The 16,015-nt window shown below is 70.8% G+C and carries 17 protein-coding genes; 4 read left to right on the forward strand and 13 right to left on the reverse strand.

All coding sequences use genetic code 11. The annotated features are described in order from the left end of the window. Positions 1-20 precede the first annotated feature (20 nt). Positions 21-575: a TetR/AcrR family transcriptional regulator gene (locus ACIQWR_RS27515; RefSeq protein ID WP_404014737.1), complete on the reverse strand. Its 555-nt coding sequence runs from the start codon at positions 573-575 to the stop codon at positions 21-23. Continuing rightward, a complete protein-coding gene (locus ACIQWR_RS27520) occupies positions 575-895 on the reverse strand; it encodes a DMT family transporter (protein WP_399259162.1) in 321 nt (106 codons plus the stop codon). The genes ACIQWR_RS27515 and ACIQWR_RS27520 overlap by 1 nt, the downstream gene beginning before the upstream one ends. A 233-nt stretch (positions 896-1,128) precedes the next feature. Here ACIQWR_RS27520 and ACIQWR_RS27525 point away from each other — a divergent pair, with 233 nt between their 5' ends. Next, on the forward strand, positions 1,129-2,028 hold the full coding sequence (locus ACIQWR_RS27525) for a GNAT family N-acetyltransferase (protein WP_404014740.1): 900 nt from the start codon (positions 1,129-1,131) through the stop codon (positions 2,026-2,028). Between the two features lie 254 nt (positions 2,029-2,282). Here ACIQWR_RS27525 and ACIQWR_RS27530 read toward each other — a convergent pair whose 3' ends face one another. The 11 genes from ACIQWR_RS27530 to ACIQWR_RS27580 all read right to left on the reverse strand — a co-directional run bounded on the left by ACIQWR_RS27530 (position 2,283) and on the right by ACIQWR_RS27580 (position 12,920). Next, the gene (locus ACIQWR_RS27530) at positions 2,283-3,611 is read right to left on the reverse strand and encodes a hypothetical protein (protein ID WP_404015050.1); all 1,329 of its coding nucleotides are present in this window, start codon (positions 3,609-3,611) and stop codon (positions 2,283-2,285) included. A gap of 62 nt (positions 3,612-3,673) precedes the next feature. Beyond that, positions 3,674-5,095 carry a DUF3616 domain-containing protein gene (locus ACIQWR_RS27535; protein ID WP_404014743.1) on the reverse strand — a complete coding sequence of 474 codons (1,422 nt, stop codon included), beginning with the start codon at positions 5,093-5,095 and terminating at the stop codon, positions 3,674-3,676. Between the two features lie 259 nt (positions 5,096-5,354). Next, complete coding sequence (locus ACIQWR_RS27540; protein WP_053681645.1) at positions 5,355-5,699, reverse strand: metal-sulfur cluster assembly factor; 345 nt, start codon at positions 5,697-5,699, stop codon at positions 5,355-5,357. Further along, positions 5,696-6,157, reverse strand: coding sequence for a Fe-S cluster assembly sulfur transfer protein SufU (sufU, locus tag ACIQWR_RS27545; protein ID WP_053681643.1), 462 nt, complete (start codon positions 6,155-6,157; stop codon positions 5,696-5,698). The genes ACIQWR_RS27540 and sufU overlap by 4 nt, the downstream gene beginning before the upstream one ends. Positions 6,158-6,188: 31 nt before the next feature. Further along, entirely contained in the window at positions 6,189-7,445 is a 1,257-nt protein-coding gene (locus ACIQWR_RS27550) for a cysteine desulfurase (RefSeq protein WP_053681641.1), read from the reverse strand. Next, positions 7,442-8,209, reverse strand: a complete 768-nt coding sequence (gene sufC, locus ACIQWR_RS27555) for a Fe-S cluster assembly ATPase SufC (RefSeq protein ID WP_404014748.1) — start codon at positions 8,207-8,209, stop codon at positions 7,442-7,444. The genes ACIQWR_RS27550 and sufC overlap by 4 nt, the downstream gene beginning before the upstream one ends. A gap of 7 nt (positions 8,210-8,216) precedes the next feature. Beyond that, a complete protein-coding gene (locus tag ACIQWR_RS27560) occupies positions 8,217-8,546 on the reverse strand; it encodes a non-heme iron oxygenase ferredoxin subunit (protein ID WP_404014751.1) in 330 nt (109 codons plus the stop codon). Further along, on the reverse strand, positions 8,546-9,757 hold the full coding sequence (gene sufD, locus ACIQWR_RS27565) for a Fe-S cluster assembly protein SufD (RefSeq protein ID WP_399259167.1): 1,212 nt from the start codon (positions 9,755-9,757) through the stop codon (positions 8,546-8,548). The genes ACIQWR_RS27560 and sufD overlap by 1 nt, the downstream gene beginning before the upstream one ends. 69 nt (positions 9,758-9,826) lie before the next feature. Then, positions 9,827-11,242 carry a Fe-S cluster assembly protein SufB gene (gene sufB / locus ACIQWR_RS27570; RefSeq protein WP_399259168.1) on the reverse strand — a complete coding sequence of 472 codons (1,416 nt, stop codon included), beginning with the start codon at positions 11,240-11,242 and terminating at the stop codon, positions 9,827-9,829. Continuing rightward, complete coding sequence (locus tag ACIQWR_RS27575) at positions 11,239-12,018, reverse strand: helix-turn-helix transcriptional regulator (RefSeq protein WP_404014754.1); 780 nt, start codon at positions 12,016-12,018, stop codon at positions 11,239-11,241. The genes sufB and ACIQWR_RS27575 overlap by 4 nt, the downstream gene beginning before the upstream one ends. Before the next feature lie 110 nt (positions 12,019-12,128). Beyond that, complete coding sequence (locus tag ACIQWR_RS27580; RefSeq protein ID WP_404014757.1) at positions 12,129-12,920, reverse strand: formate/nitrite transporter family protein; 792 nt, start codon at positions 12,918-12,920, stop codon at positions 12,129-12,131. A gap of 121 nt (positions 12,921-13,041) precedes the next feature. Between ACIQWR_RS27580 and ACIQWR_RS27585 the strand changes: the two genes are divergently transcribed. The 3 genes from ACIQWR_RS27585 (at position 13,042) to ACIQWR_RS27595 (ending at position 16,014) form a co-directional block, all read left to right on the forward strand. Further along, entirely contained in the window at positions 13,042-13,968 is a 927-nt protein-coding gene (locus tag ACIQWR_RS27585; RefSeq protein ID WP_399259171.1) for an ABC transporter ATP-binding protein, read from the forward strand. After that, positions 13,965-14,732 carry an ABC transporter permease gene (locus tag ACIQWR_RS27590; protein WP_404014761.1) on the forward strand — a complete coding sequence of 256 codons (768 nt, stop codon included), beginning with the start codon at positions 13,965-13,967 and terminating at the stop codon, positions 14,730-14,732. The genes ACIQWR_RS27585 and ACIQWR_RS27590 overlap by 4 nt, the downstream gene beginning before the upstream one ends. Positions 14,733-14,856: 124 nt before the next feature. Next, the gene (locus ACIQWR_RS27595; RefSeq protein WP_404014764.1) at positions 14,857-16,014 is read left to right on the forward strand and encodes a hypothetical protein; all 1,158 of its coding nucleotides are present in this window, start codon (positions 14,857-14,859) and stop codon (positions 16,012-16,014) included. The last annotated feature ends 1 nt before the right edge of the window (position 16,015 follow it).

Below are 16,015 nucleotides of genomic sequence, written 5' to 3' on the forward strand. Positions count from 1 at the left end.
CGCACCGCGGCGGGCCGGGGTCAGCGGCTGGGGCGCAGGACGCGGGCGAGGACCTCGCGGGCGTACGCCTCGTCGTAGTCGGAGCCCGTCAGGAGCACCTGGAGGCCGATCCCGTCCAAGGCCGCCACCAGCGCCCGCGCCGTCACCGGGTCCGTGCGCCGCGCGAGGATCCCGGCGACCGCCTCGCCCCACTGCGCGGCCACCGGCCGCAGCGCGGGTCGGCGCAGGGCGGCCAGGTAGAGCTCGTACTCCAGCTCCACCCGCCCCCGGTCCGCGGCCAGGGCCTCCCCCAGCACCCGGGCCAGCGCACCCGCCAGGTCGCCCGTCGGATCGGCCAGGGCGGGGCTGTCGGCGAGGGCCCGCGCGAAGCCCTCGTTGGCCTGGCGCAGGGCCGCGACCAGGAGCTCGTCCAGGGTCTTGAAGTGGTAGGTCGTCGAGCCGAGCGGTACGTCCGCCGCCGCGGCCGCGCTGCGGTGCGTCAGCCCGGCGATCCCCTTGTCGCCCACGACCCGGATCGCCGCGTCGATGATCCGCTGCCGCCGCTCGGGGTCGTAGCGGCGCGCGCCCGCCGCCATCAGTGCGCACCGCCCACGTTCAGCAGGACCACCCCGCCGATGACCAGCGCGATCCCGGCGATCTTCGCCGCCGTCGCCGGTTCGCCCATGAAGACCATGCCGATCGCGGCGATGGCGGCGGTGCCGACCCCGGCCCATATCGCGTACGCCGTCCCGACCGACATGCTCTTCAGCGTCTGCGCCAGCAGGGTGAAGGCGATGACGTAGCCGAGCAGGGTCCCGAGCGAGGGCCACAGCCGGGTGAAGCCGTCGCTGTACTTCATGGCGGTGGTCCCGGCCACCTCGGCGGCGATGGCGGCGGCGAGCAGTACGTAGGGCATGCGTACGAGGGTACACATCGATGCGTACGTCCGTACACAGTGAGCCCGGGCGAAAACCCGTGGACGGACCCGCGCAAGATCACATACCGTGTGCATCCACGCCTTGAGACCGACGGAAGGAGGCGAGTGCCGTGCAGTTCACACCCATCCAGCGCTCCCTCTTCCGCTGTCCCGGCGTGGTTCGTCCGTTCTGACCGGGAGCGCTCCGCACAGCTCTTTTCCCGGAGGAATCCATGACCGGTCCGGTCATCCGCACGCTCTCCGCGAGCGACGCCCATCTCTTCGACGCACTCCCCGACCCCCTGGCCGCCGGCGAGGCCCATCGGCGCACCAGCTTCCGCCCCGACTGGAAGCGCGTCGCCCTGCGCGACGGCGCGGTCGTCGCACGCGGCGCGTGGTGGGGCGGCCCCGACGACGCGGAGCCCGTCAACATCAACTGGTTCGACGTGGCCGAGGGCGAGGAGGAGGCCGGGGCCGCGCTCCTGCGCTCCGCTCCCCGGCAGGTCGAACTGGAGATCAACCTGCCCGGTGGCTGGCGGGAGGAACCCCGCCAGCGCGCCGCCGCCGAGACCCGCTTCGCCGCCGCGCGGGCCGCCGGGTACGCACTCCTGGTGGAACGCTTCCTGTACCGCTGGACCCCGGAATCGGGTCTGCCCGAGCGGCCCGGACGGCTGCGCTTCCGCGCCGAGCCCGACGACGCCGTGTTCTTCGACGCGTTGCGCCGCATCCACTCCGCCACCCTGGACGCCCACGCGCAACGGGCCGTCGCGGAGGGCGGCTTGGACCGGGCCGCCCAGGAGGAACTCGACTTCTTCCACTGGTGCCCCTCCCCGCGGGAGTGGTGGCAGCTCGCGCACACCCCGGAGGGCGAACTGGCCGGCATCCACATCCCGGCCCACAACCCCTCCGGCCCGACCGTCGGCTTCATCGGGGTCCTCCCGCAGCAGCGCGGGCGCGGCTACGCCTACGACCTCCTCGCCGAGTGCACCCACTTCCTGGTGGAGCGGGGCGCGGAGTTCGTCACCGGAGCCACGGACCAGGGCAACTTCCCCATGGCCGCGAACTTCACCAAGGCCGGCTTCCCGGTCGTCCGCGAACGCCTCAACTTCCACCCGGCGGGCCGGGCGGGCTAGGGGGTGTCTGACGGATGTGCGTGGTGAAGGAGCGGCGTCCGGTGCGTGCTCTCGGCGTGCCGAACGGAAGTCCATGTACTGGACGTACTTGGGCTTTCGGTCGGTGCGGCGAGAGTGCGTGCCGGGCGCCGCGACGCCACGGACATCCGTCAGACACCCCCTAGCGGGGCGTAGCGGACGAAGAGCGGCCCGGACCCGCCCTCCTGGGCAGGTCCGGGCCGCTCGCCGGCGCCGGGCGACGCACCGGCCGCGTACTAGCCGACCGTGAACCACCCCGAGCGCGACTTCTTCCATTCCGCGTGGGTCAGGTCCTTGGCATCGGTCCCGTCCCCGTACAGGTCCGCCGACCCGCAGTCGGTGATCAGCTGCACCCGGGCCCCCGGCACGCTCAGGTCCGGCACCTCGACGATGGCCTCCCAGCCGCCCGCGTCACTGGTCGGCAGGTCGGTCCGCTTCACCGGGGCGTGCCCGGCCACTCCGTCCCAGGAGTAGAGGGCGTAGGGGTCGGTGTTGTCGTCGGCGGCCCAGGAGCCGGCCAGGATCAGGTACTGGTTCGCCGCGTTCTTGCGGATGTCGCGGATCGCGAGCCCGCCCAGGTCCAGCTCGATGCCCGGACCGAAGACGGCCTTGGCGCCGCTCGCGAGCACCTTGTCGAAGTTGGTGACGGGCACGATCAGGGCCTTCCCGCCGGGCACGGCCGGCGCCAGCGGCGCACGGAAGCCCAGGTAGGCCGTGGTCGTGGATCCCGGCGCGAACTCCAGGCCCTCCACGTTGAAACCGTCGATCTGCTTGGGCGCCTCGCCGTCGGCGGTGCCCGCCGCGAAGCCGTAGCGGTTCCCGTTCGCCTTGTCCCAGGCCACCAGGTCGTCGCGGAGCTTCTTGTACGAACGCCCGTAGGCGAGCTGCGTGGTGGACCCGGAGCCGCTCAGCGTCGTGGTGAACACCGTGTTGCGGGGGGCCTTGTACTCGCCGTCCTTGTTGTTGCCGAGCGAACCGGTCCAGTAGATGGTGTTGCCGATGCGCGTGGCGCCCTCGATGTCCACCTCCTTGCTGACCCCGAGCTGCGAGCTGAAGTCCCAGGTCCTGACGGGCGCGCCGGACGCGGAACGGTCGTACAGGCGCAGCACGTTGGACTCGTCGTCCGCGACGACGGTGAAGCCGCCCCCGACGTCCACGGCGGCCGAGGAGTCCGCGGACCCGGTGAGGTAGCGGGCGTCGGCCGGGTTCTGCACGGCCGCCGAGGCGGCGTAGGACAGGGTCTTGGTCGCGCTCTTGCCGCCCAGGCCGGTCACCTTGACGGTGAGGTTGGTGTACCCGCGGCCGCGGGCGGTGACGGCGAGCTTGCGGACCGCTCCGGCTCCGGTGACGCTCACGTCGCCGGTCCCGGCCACCGAGGACTTGCTCGACGCGGAGGCGCTCACGGTGAGCGCGGAGACGTCGGCCCCGCTCTGGGCGACGGTGACGTCAACGAGCGGGTCACCGACCCCGCCCACGGCCCCGGACAGGTAGCCGGCGGACAGCGAGATGGTCGGCGTGCCGTAACTGGCGGCCTGCGCCGGCATGTTCATCACGCCGGCCAGCATCAGCGCGGCGATCGCCGCCGTGCCGAGCTGCTTCCGCATCGGCTTCTGCGTCTTCAGTGACTTCATCGGGTACCCCCACGGACGGAATCGAGCGTGAACCATGCGGACCGGGACTTCTTCCACTCGGGGTGGCCGAGGTCCTTGGCCTCGGTGCCGTCGCCGTACAGGTCGGCGGAACCGCTGTCGGTGATCAGCTGGACGCGGGCGCCGGGCGCCCGCAGGTCGGGTACGGCGACCACGGCTTCCCAGCCGCCGGGGTCGGTGGTGGGCAGGTCGAGGCGCTTCTTCGGAGCATGCCCGGCGACCCCGTCCCAGGAGTAGAGGGCGTAGGGGTCGGTGTTGTCGTCGGCGGCCCAGGAGCCGGCCAGGATCAGGTACTGGTTCGCCGCGTTCTTGCGGATGTCGCGGATCGCGAGCCCGCCCAGGTCCAGCTCGATGCCCGGACCGAAGACGGCCTTGGCACCCTTCGCCACCACCTGGTCGATGTTCGTGACGGGCACGATCAGCGCCTTCCCGCCGCGCACGGCCGGCGCCAGCGGCGCACGGAAGCCCAGGTAGGCCGTGGTCGTGGAACCCGGCGCGAACTCCAGGCCCTCCACGTTGAAACCGTCGATCCGCTTGGGGACCTGCCCGGCGGCGGTGCCCGCGGCGAAGCCGTAGCGGTTGCCGTTCGCCGTGTCCCAGGCGATGAGGTCCTCGCGCAGCCCCTTGTAGGCGGCGGTGAAGGTGACCTCGGTGGCGGCGCCGGAACCGGTGATCTTCGTGGTGAAGACCGTGTTCCGTTCCGCCTTGTACTTGCCGTCCTTGTTGTTGCCGAGCGAACCGGTCCAGTAGACGGTGTCGCCGACCCGGGCGGCGGCCTCGATGTCGACTTCCTTCTTCACCCCGAGGGCGGCGCCGAGGTCCCAGGTCTTGACCGGCGCACCGGAGCGGGAACGGTCGTACAGCCGCAGCACGTTGGACTCGTCGTCGGCCACCAGCGCGTACCCGCCGCCCGCGTCCACGGCCGCCGAGGCGTCCGAGGAGCCGGTGAGGTAGCGCGTGCCCGCGGCCCCGCCGCTCACCCGCGCGGAGGCGGCGTACCCGAGGGTGGCGGTGGCGCTCTTCCCACTGCGGCCGGTGACCCGCACGGTCAGCTCGGTGTAGCCGCGCCCGCGCGGGTGCACGGTCAGCTCGCGCCCGCCCCGGGTCCGGTCGATGCGTACGTCGCCGGGCGCGGCGACCGCCGGATTGCTGGAGGCGATCACCTCGACCTTGAGCGCGGCGTCCCGCAGCGGGGTGCCCGTGGCGGCGGCCTGCGCCACCCGCACGGTCACGCCCGCGTCGCCGACGGCCCCGACGGCTCCCGACAGGTAGCCGGCGGAGAGCGTGATGGTCGGGGCGGCCACCTGCGCCGACGGCGCGGGCGCCGGCGCCGCGAAAGCGGGCGCGGTGAGCCCCGCGACGAGCAGGGCCGCGGCCCCGGCGGCTCCCGCGGCGGCCACACGGCGTGCCGGTGAAGGGCTGGACGGCCTGACGGTCACAAGGGGTCCTCTCGACTGCGGCGCCGCCATGACATGACGGCCGTCGAGAAGATTCGGCCACCGTGGCCAACTCCCGGTGCACGCGATCCGTCCGCCGGGATAACAGCGGACCCCGGAAAACAACGGCGGCCCGACGGCGGCCCCCGGAACGCACGGAACCCCCCGCACTCGCGTGCGGGGGGTTCCGTGGGGAACATCTGGAATCAGCCGTCGAACGGGATCAGACGTTGAAGCCGAGCGCGCGCAGCTGCTCGCGGCCGTCGTCGGTGATCTTGTCCGGGCCCCACGGCGGCATCCACACCCAGTTGATGCGCAGCTCGTTGACGATGCCCTCCGTCGCCGACTTCGCCTGGTCCTCGATCACGTCGGTCAGCGGGCAGGCCGCGGACGTCAGCGTCATGTCGAGGGTGGCGATGTTCGCGTCGTCGACGTGGATGCCGTAGATCAGGCCCAGGTTGACGACGTCGATGCCCAGCTCGGGGTCGACCACGTCGTAGAGGGCCTCGCGGACCTCTTCCTCGCTGGCCGGCTTGATCGACGCCTCGGGCGTCGCGTTCTCGGTCATGCCGTCTTCCTCTCCGCGTCGCCCAGAGCCTGGGCGGTCGCGTCCTTCCACGCCATCCAGCTCAGCAGAGCACACTTGACCCGCGCGGGAAACTTGGCGACGCCGGCGAACGCGACCGCGTCCTCCAGCACCTCTTCCATGGCCTCGTCGGGCTCGATCTTGCCCTTCGACTGCATCAGCTCCAGGAAGGTCTCCTGGATCCGGCGCGCGTCGGCGAGGTCCTTGCCGACGAGCAGCTCGTTCAGCACGGACGCGCTGGCCTGGCTGATGGAGCAGCCCTGGCCCTCGTACGAGACGTCGGTGAGCGTCTCGCCGTCGTACTTCACGCGCAGCGTGATCTCGTCGCCGCACGTCGGGTTGACGTGGTGCACCTCGGCGTCGCCGTCGCGCAGGCCACGCCCGTGCGGGTGCTTGTAGTGGTCCAGGATCAGTTCCTGGTACATCGAATCCAGCTTCACTGCTGCCCCAACGCCTTCGTCATGTCCGTCACTATCCGAAGAAGTTCCGTACGTGCTCCAGCCCGTCGATCAGCGCGTCGACCTCGGCCGGAGAGGAGTACAGGTAGAACGACGCCCGGGTGGTCGCAGGAATTCCGTAGCGCAGGCAGACGGGGCGCGCGCAGTGGTGTCCCACGCGGACCGCGATGCCCTGCTCGTCCAGGACCTGGCCGACGTCGTGGGGGTGGATGTCGCCCAGCGTGAAGGAGATGGCCGCGCCGCGGTCCTCGGCCGTGGTGGGGCCGATGATCCGCAGGTCGGGGACTTCGAGCAGGCGCTTGACCGCGTACTCGGTGATCGCGTGCTCGTGCGCGGCGATCTTGTCCATGCCGATCGCGCTCAGGTAGTCCACGGCCGCGCCGAGGCCGACGGCCTGGGCGATCGGGGGCGTACCCGCCTCGAACTTGTGCGGCGCGGGAGCGTAGGTCGAGGCGTGCATCGACACGGTCTCGATCATCTCGCCGCCACCGAGGAACGGGGGCAGGTCCTCCAGCAGCTCCTGGCGTCCCCACAGGACGCCGATGCCGGTCGGGCCGCACATCTTGTGACCGGTGAAGGCCACGAAGTCGGCGCCGAGCGCCTGCACGTCGAGCGGCATGTGCGGAGCGGCCTGCGAGGCGTCGATCAGCACCAGCGCGCCGACCTCCTGCGCGCGCCGGACGATCGCCTCGGTCGGGTTGACCGTGCCCATGATGTTGGAGACCAGCGTGAAGGAGACGATCTTCGTCTTCTCCGTGATGACCTCTTCGATGTTGGACAGGTCGAGACGGCCGTCGTCGGTGAGGCCGAACCACTTCAGCTTCGCGCCGGTGCGCTGCGAGAGCAGCTGCCACGGCACGATGTTGGAGTGGTGCTCCATCTCCGTGATGGCGATCTCGGTCTCGCGGTCGACCCGGTAGGGCTCGTCGGCCCAGCCGAGCATGTTCGCGACCAGGTTGAGCGACTCGGAGGCGTTCTTCGTGAAGATCACCTCGTCGCGGCTCGGCGCGTTGATGAAGGCGGCGACCTTGTCGCGGGCGCCCTCGTACAGCGCCGTGGCCTCCTCGGCGAGCACGTGCACGCCGCGGTGGACGTTGGCGTTGTGCTGCTCGTAGTACTCGTTCAGCGCGTCGAGCACCTGGCGCGGCTTCTGCGAGGTCGCCGCGTTGTCCAGGTAAACGATCTTCTTCCCGTCGTGGACCACACGATCCAGCAGGGGGAAGTCCTTGCGGATCGCCTCGATGTCGAGGAGGCCAGGCAGCTGTGTCACGCGGTAGCGCCACCCTTCGTGCTGTACGCCACGTAACCCTCGGCCTCCAGCTTGTCGGCGAGTTCGGCGCCACCGGACTCGACGATGCGGCCTTCGGAGAAGACGTGGACGAAATCGGGCTTGATGTAGCGGAGGATCCGCGTGTAGTGCGTGATCAGCAGGGTGCCGACCTCGCCGGTCTCGCGGACGCGGTTGACGCCCTCGGAGACCTGGCGCAGCGCGTCGACGTCGAGGCCGGAGTCGGTCTCGTCGAGGATCGCGATCTTCGGCTTGAGGAGCTCCAGCTGGAGGATCTCGTGGCGCTTCTTCTCACCGCCGGAGAAGCCCTCGTTGACGTTGCGCTCGGCGAAGGCCGGGTCCATCTGGAGCTGCTCCATCGCGGACTTGACCTCCTTCACCCAGGTGCGCAGCTTGGGGGCCTCGCCGCGGATCGCCGTGGCGGAGGTGCGCAGGAAGTTGGAGACCGAGACGCCGGGGACCTCGACCGGGTACTGCATGGCGAGGAAGACGCCGGCGCGGGCGCGCTCGTCGACCGACATCTCCAGGACGTCTTCGCCGTCGAGGGTCACGGTGCCACCGGTGATGGTGTACTTCGGGTGACCGGCGAGCGAGTACGCGAGGGTGGACTTGCCGGAGCCGTTCGGACCCATGATGGCGTGCGTCTCACCCTGCTTGACGGTGAGGTCGACGCCCTTGAGGATCTCGCGGGCGCCGTTTTCGGCCTCGACGGAGACGTGCAGGTCGTGGATTTCAAGCGTTGCCATGGATACCTCAGGACTCCTGGGTGAGGGAGGCGCGTACGTCGACAAGGACGTTGCCCCCTTCGATCTTTACGGGGTAAACGGGTACGGGCCGCGTGGCCGGCAGACCGGACGGCTTGCCGGTCCGCAGGTCGAACGCCGAGCCGTGCAGCCAGCACTCGATCATGCAGTCGTCGACCTCGCCCTCCGAGAGGGACACGTTCGCGTGCGAGCAGATGTCGTTGATCGCGAACACCTCCCCCTCGGTGAGGACGACGGACACCGGCGTGCCGTCGAGTTCCACCCGCTTGGGGGTGTCCGTCTCCAGCTCGCTCAGCGCGCAGGCCTTGACGAAGGTCATCAGACCGACGCCTGCAGTTCGAGGTCGATCTTCGCCAGCAGGCGCTCCTCGATGTCGTCGACACCGATCTGCTGGACCAGCTCGGCGAAGAAGCCGCGCACGACCAGGCGGCGGGCCTCGTCGGCCGGGATGCCGCGGGACTGGAGGTAGAAGAGCTGCTCGTCGTCGAAGCGGCCGGTCGCGGAGGCGTGGCCGGCGCCGACGATCTCGCCGGTCTCGATCTCCAGGTTCGGCACCGAGTCGACCCGCGCGCCGTCCGTGAGGACGAGGTTGCGGTTCATCTCGTAGGTGTCGGTGCCCTCGGCGGTCTTCTCGATGAGGACGTCACCGATCCACACCGCGTGCGCGTCCTGGCCCTGCAGCGCGCCCTTGTAGACCACGTGGGACTTGCAGTGCGGGGCGACGTGGTCGACCAGGAGGCGGTGCTCCTGGTGCTGGCCCTTGTCGGTGAAGTACAGGCCGAGGAGCTCGGCCTCGCCGCCGGGACCGGCGTAGTGCACGCGCGGGTGCAGTCGGACGAGGTCGCCGCCGAAGGTGATCACGATCGACTTGAAGCTCGCGTCACGGCCGATCAGCGCGTTGTGCTGGGAGCAGTGGACGGCGGTGTCGTCCCAGTCCTGGACCGAGACCACGGTGAGCTTGGCGCCGTCGCCGACCAGGAAGTCGACGTTGGCGGCGCGGACGCCGTCACCGGTGTGGTCGATGACGATGATCGCTTCGGCGAAGGCCTGCACGTCGAAGACCGTGTGGCCGAAGGTGGTGCCGCCCTCGCCGTGCAGCGAGACGCGCACCGGCTCGGTGAGCACCTGCTCCTTGGGCACGGTGACGACCGTGGCCTTGGCGAACGACGAGAACGCCTGGGCCGCGACGCGGTCGACCGGCGTACCGGCCTTGCCGACGCGGGCGTCGTCGCGGTCCACCGACTCGATGGTGACGCCCTCGGGCGCGTCGATCTGCGCCTTCATGGTGCCGTTGGCGACCGCGGTGCCGTCGTGGAGACCACGCAGGCGGGCCAGCGGGGTGAAGCGCCACTCTTCCTCACGGCCGTGCGGCACGGGGAAGTCCGCCACGTCGAAGGACGGGGGCGCGCTCATCCGGGTGGCGACGGTGGACTCGGCGGCCACCGCGATCGCGCCGGCGGTGGTGGAGCCCACCGCGGGGGTTCCGCCCTGGACCGTCAGGTCCTTGGGGGCGCTCTGAGCCTCTGCCATGGCTGTCGTCTTGCTCTCTTCCTGCGTCGTGCGTCAAAGGGATCTGCGCTGCGGGGCGGGTGGGTCGGACTAGCCGACCGAACCCTCCATCTGCAGCTCGATCAGCCGGTTCAGCTCCAGCGCGTACTCCATCGGCAGCTCGCGCGCGATCGGCTCGACGAAGCCGCGCACGATCATCGCCATCGCCTCGAACTCGGTCAGACCGCGGCTCATCAGGTAGAAGAGCTGGTCGTCGGAGACCTTGGAGACGGTGGCCTCGTGGCCCATGGAGACGTCGTCCTCGCGGACGTCCACGTACGGGTACGTGTCCGAGCGGGAGATCGTGTCGACCAGCAGGGCGTCACAGAGCACGTTCGACTTGGAGCCGTGCGCGCCCTCGCCGATCTCGACCAGACCGCGGTACGAGGTGCGGCCGCCACCGCGGGCCACCGACTTGGAGACGATGTTCGAGGAGGTGTTCGGCGCCATGTGGACCATCTTGGAGCCGGCGTCCTGGTGCTGGCCCTCGCCCGCGAAGGCGATGGAGAGGGTCTCGCCCTTGGCGTGCTCCCCCATCAGGTAGACGGCCGGGTACTTCATGGTGACCTTGGAACCGATGTTGCCGTCGATCCACTCCATGGTCGCGCCCTCGTACGCCACGGCGCGCTTGGTGACCAGGTTGTAGACGTTGTTCGACCAGTTCTGGATCGTCGTGTAGCGGCAGCGGCCGCCCTTCTTCACGATGATCTCGACCACGGCGCTGTGCAGCGAGTCCGAGGAGTAGATCGGGGCGGTGCAGCCCTCGACGTAGTGGACGTAGGCGTCCTCGTCCACGATGATCAGCGTCCGCTCGAACTGGCCCATGTTCTCCGTGTTGATACGGAAGTAGGCCTGGAGCGGGATGTCGACCTTGACGCCCTTGGGGACGTAGATGAACGAGCCGCCCGACCACACGGCGGTGTTCAGCGACGCGAACTTGTTGTCGCCGACCGGGATGACCGTGCCGAAGTACTCCTGGAAGAGCTCCGGGTGCTCCTTGAGCGCGGTGTCCGTGTCGAGGAAGATCACGCCCTGCTCCTCCAGGTCCTCACGGATCTGGTGGTAGACGACCTCGGACTCGTACTGGGCCGCGACACCGGCGACGAGGCGCTGCTTCTCCGCCTCCGGGATGCCGAGCCTGTCGTACGTGTTCTTGATGTCCTCGGGCAGGTCCTCCCAGGAAGCGGCCTGCTTCTCGGTCGAACGCACGAAGTACTTGATGTTGTCGAAGTCGATGCCGGAGAGGTCGGAGCCCCAGTTCGGCATGGGCTTCTTGCCGAAGAGCTTGAGGCCCTTGAGGCGGAGCTTCAGCATCCACTCCGGCTCGGACTTCTTCGCCGAGATGTCGCGGACGACCTCCTCGGACAGACCCCGCTTGGCCGTGGCACCGGCCGTGTCGGAGTCGGCCCAACCGTATTCGTAGGTGCCCAGGCCATCCAGCTCAGGGTGAGCGATCTCCGTGGTCATGCGGGGTTCCTCCCGGCGGTGCGTACAGAAGTTGATGCAGATGTGTCGGTCTGTGGGGCGTGCGCGCCCGGCCCGGTGCCGCGCGGGATGAAGGTGGTGCACACCCCGTCGCCGTGGGCGATGGTGGCGAGCCGCTGCACGTGCGTCCCGAGCAGGCGGGAGAAGACCTCGGTCTCCGCCTCGCACAGCTGCGGGAACTGCTCGGCCACGTGGGCGACCGGGCAGTGGTGCTGGCAGAGCTGCTCTCCACTGTGCGGTCCCGGGGCGCTCTTCGCCGTGGCAGCGTACCCGTCCGCGGTCAACGCCCTGGCAAGGGCCTCGGTGCGGTCCGCGGGGTCCGCCGCGTCGACCGCTTCGCGATAGGCCCGCGCCGGCGCGTCCATCCTCGCCCGGGCGAAGGCGGCGACCGCCGCTTCGCCCTGCTCCCCGCCGCCGGCGGCCCGCGCGATCCAGCGCAGGGCCTCGGTGGCGAGGGCGTCGTAGGACTGGTCGAAGGCGTCCCGGCCGCAGTCGGTGAGCGCGAAGACCTTGGCGGGCCGGCCCCGGGTGCGGGCGCCGTACACCCGCTGTTCCCGGGCGGCGACCACGTCGTCCGCGAGGAGCGCGTCGAGGTGGCGCCGGACGGCGGCCTGGGTGAGGCCGAGCCGCTGGGCCAGGTCGGCGACGGTCGACGGACCGTGGTCCAGGATCGACCGCGCGACCCGGTTGCGGGTGGACCGCTCTCCGGTCGCGAGTTCCCCCGGGGGGGTCTCGGTCAGCCGTTCGCCGTATTTCACAACGCCATTGTTGCGTAAATGCCCGGGGGGCGACAAGCCGTGATGGAGGCCACCAGTGGTGGCCTCCATCACTAAGGGTTACCTAATCTGTCGACGCAGCGTGACGCCGATCAACTGGAAGCAACTATTCCGCAATCCCGGCGCGACCCTCCGGTGAACCAGTACACGGCCCCCACCAGCAAGCCTCCGCCGACGATGTTTCCCGGCACGGTGAACATCAGATTGCGCAGGAGGTCACCGAATCCGGCCCGCCCGTCCAGGATCGCCAGGCTGAAGACCGCCATGTTCGCCACGCAGTGTTCGAATCCGACCGCCACGAACACCGCCACGGGCAGCCACAGGACGAAAATCTTCGCCGCGTCCCCGCGCGCCCGGGTGAACATCCAGATCGCCAGGCAGACCAGCATGTTGCAGAGCACCGCGCGCCAGAAGAGCTGACCGCCGCTGAGCGCCATCTTCCCGTGCACCATCTCGGTGAGCATGGCCCGCGCCGAGGGCGAGGAGGTCACGCCCGAGGCGTGCACCATGGCGCCGAAGCCGAAGGCCCCCACCAGGTTGCCGCTCAGCGAGAGCGCCCAGGAGGCGAGCAGGTCCTTCACCCCGGTGCGGCCGGACAGCGCGCCGACCAGCATGACCATCACGTTGCTGGTGAAGAGCTGGGCGCCGGCGAACATCACGATGGTCAGCGCGATCGGGAAGACCGCGCCCTCCAGCAGTTTCACGGCCGCCGACCCCTTGGCCACGAAGGGTGAGATCGCGACCAGGAGCAGGATCTCGCCGATCCCGATGTAGGCGCCGGCGAGCATCGCCGAAACGAAATAGCGCGTCGGGTGCCCGAGATCGTGCGCCTTGTGCTCGGCCTGCCCCGAGGTGGCTTCGACGTTCTGCGCGATGCTGTTCACCTTTCGAAGTTAGGTCCTCCCCGGTGCTCCGTTCGGTATGAAAAAGTCATGAATGGGCGGACCCGCGACCCGGTGGACCCGGGACCTAGGACCCCCGGGCCGCCTCCGTAGACTCACCCGCATGAGCAACGACCCCGCCGTGGAGATCCGCGGACTGGTGAAGCGGTACGGCCCCAAAACGGCGGTGGACGGCCTCGACCTCACCGTCCCTAGGGCCTCGGTCACCGCGGTCCTAGGTCCCAACGGCGCGGGCAAGACGACCACTGTGGAAATCTGCGAGGGCTACCACCGCCCCGACGCCGGAACCGTCCGCGTCCTCGGCCTGGACCCCGTCGCCGACGCCCCGGCCCTGCGCCCGCGGATCGGCGTGATGCTCCAGTCCGGCGGGATCTACTCCGGCGCCCGCGCCGTCGAGATGCTGCGGCACATGGCCGCGCTGTACGCCGACCCCCTCGACGTCGGCATGCTGGTGGAACGGCTCGGGCTCGGCGACTGCGGCCGCACCGCCTACCGCCGCCTCTCCGGCGGCCAGCAGCAGCGCCTGTCCCTCGCCATGGCCGTCGTCGGCCGCCCCGAACTGGTCTTCCTGGACGAGCCGACCGCCGGCCTGGACCCCCAGGCCCGCCGCGCCACCTGGGACCTCGTACGGGAACTGCGCGCCGACGGGGTCACCGTCGTGCTCACCACCCACCACATGGACGAGGCCGAGCAGCTCGCCGACGAGGTCGCCATCGTCGACGCGGGCCGCGTCATCGTGCACGGCAGCCCCGAGCAGCTGTGCCGCGGCGGCGCCGAGAACACGCTGCGCTTCACCGGCCGCCCCGCGCTCGACCTCGCCTCGCTCCTCAAGGCGCTGCCCGACGGCACCCAGGCCGCCGAGACCACCTCCGGCGTCTACCGCCTCACCGGCGACATCGACCCGCAGCTGCTGGCCACGGTCGCCTCCTGGTGCGCCCAGCACGGGGTCATGCCGGACAGCCTCACGGTCGAGCGGCACACGCTCGAAGACGTCTTCCTGGAACTCACGGGCAAGGAGCTGCGCGCATGAGCGCCGGTACGTTCACCCCCGGGCCGGGGGCCGCGCCCGTGTCCCGCATGATCTTCGCGCAGACCGCGCTGGAGACCCGGATGCTGCTGCGCAACGGCGAGCAGCTGCTGCTCACCGTGATCATCCCGGCGCTGCTTCTGGTGCTGTTCTCGGCCGTGGACATCGTCGACACGGGCGCCCAGCGGTCCGTGGACTTCCTCGCCCCCGGCATCCTGGCCCTCGCGGTGCTGTCCACGGCCTTCACCGGCCAGGCCATCGCCACCGGCTTCGACCGCCGCTACGGGGTCCTCAAGCGGCTGGGGGCCTCGCCGCTGCCGCGCTGGGCCCTGCTGGCCGCCAAGACCCTGTCGGTCCTGGTCACCGAGGTGCTCCAGATCGCCCTGCTGTCGGTGATCGCCCTCGGGCTCGGCTGGTCCCCGCACGGCGACCCGCTGTCGGTGGCCGCACTGGTCCTGCTCGGCACCGCCGCCTTCTCCGGGCTCGGGCTGCTGATGGCGGGCACGCTCAAGGCCGAGGTGACGCTGGCCGCCGCGAACCTGGTGTTCCTGCTGCTGCTGGTCGGCGGCGGGGTGATCGTGCCGATGGAGAAGTTCCCGGAGGCGGTGCGCACGGTCCTCGAACTGCTGCCGATCACCGCCCTGTCCCACGGACTGCGGGCGGTGCTCCAGGAGGGCGCGTCGTTGCCGTGGGGCGACGCGGCCGTGCTGGCGGCCTGGGCGGCGCTCGGTCTGGGCGCCGCGGCGCGGTTCTTCCGCTGGGAGTAGGCGGAGCGGGGGCCGTCCGGGAGTGACCGGTTCCTGTTGCGCCGGCAGAGAAGACCTTCCCCCCGCCACGGCCTTCCCGCAAGGATGGACGCCTCCACACGACACGAAGCCGGGGGGGGCGGGCATGGCGCAGCGAGAGGCCGCACTGCGGCTCGACGAACAGTGGTCCCGGATCCGTTCGGGCGCCGCGCACGCGGAGCCGGGTGAGCGCGAGCGCCTGCTGGGCGAGCTGATCTCCGCGCTGCGGGAGCCCGCGCGCAGCGACCCCGAGTGCGCGGCCCGGCTCGGCCTGCGCCTGGGCGACCTGGCGGGGCGCCGCTTCGCGGACGGGGACCGGGCCGGGGCGCTGTCGGCCCTGGAGGAGGGGCTGCGACACGCGCAGCAGGCCGCCGGGCACGACCCGGAGTACGCCCGCTGGTACGCCCGGGGTCTGATCAACCAGGGGGTCTGGCTGGCCTGGCCGCTGAGCGACGCGGACCGGCTGCCGCGGCACCCGCTGGGCGCCGCGGCCGAGGAGGGCCCGAGCCCGATGGAACGGGCCGCCGGCGAGCGGGCCCTGGACGTGACCCGCTCGGCGGTGGACGTGCTGGCGGGGTTGGACCCGCACGATCCGGTCAACCAGCGCGGCCTGGCCCAGGCCAAGGTGTTCCTCGGGGACCGGCTCGCCGAGCTGGGGCTGGCCGAGGACTCGGTGGCCTGGGCGGTGGACGCCGAGCGGGACTTCCGGCGGCTGCTCCAGGTCGGCCCGGGCCCGGCGGAGGCCCAGGAGGCCGAGGACGCGCTGGCGCACATCGAGCGCCAGCTGGAACTGCGGCTGCGCTTCCTCGATTTCGAGTCCCTGGTGGGTCTGCGCGCGGACGGGTTGCTGCCCGAACGGCTGCTCCCCCAGGCCGTGGTGGCCGCCCGGATCCAGGGCGTGGAGCCGGAGCGGATCGCGGCCGGGCTGCGCCTCGACGGCGACCGGGTGGCCGAGACGCTCGGCTCCCTCCCCTGGCTCGCGGTGTGGCGGTTCGACGTCCGAGGTCCTGACGGGCTGTGGAACGTACAGGGACATCCCTGGCACAACGCCGCAGAAGTGACGAACAGGACGGCGGAGGAGGTGGCGAACGACCTCTTCCGCGGCTTCACCGAATCCCCGGACTACCCCGGCCCCGGCGCGCATTGGCGGATCCGGGTGTGGTGGCAGGAGGAAGGGGACCCGGCGGGCGCCCGGTTCCGGCTGATGATCGCCCCCGAGACTCCAAGTGACGCGCCTGACACACCTGACGGCACCCCCTCGTGAA

This window comes from Streptomyces sp. NPDC098789, assembly GCF_044759975.1.
In the GTDB taxonomy this organism is placed as follows: domain Bacteria; phylum Actinomycetota; class Actinomycetes; order Streptomycetales; family Streptomycetaceae; genus Streptomyces.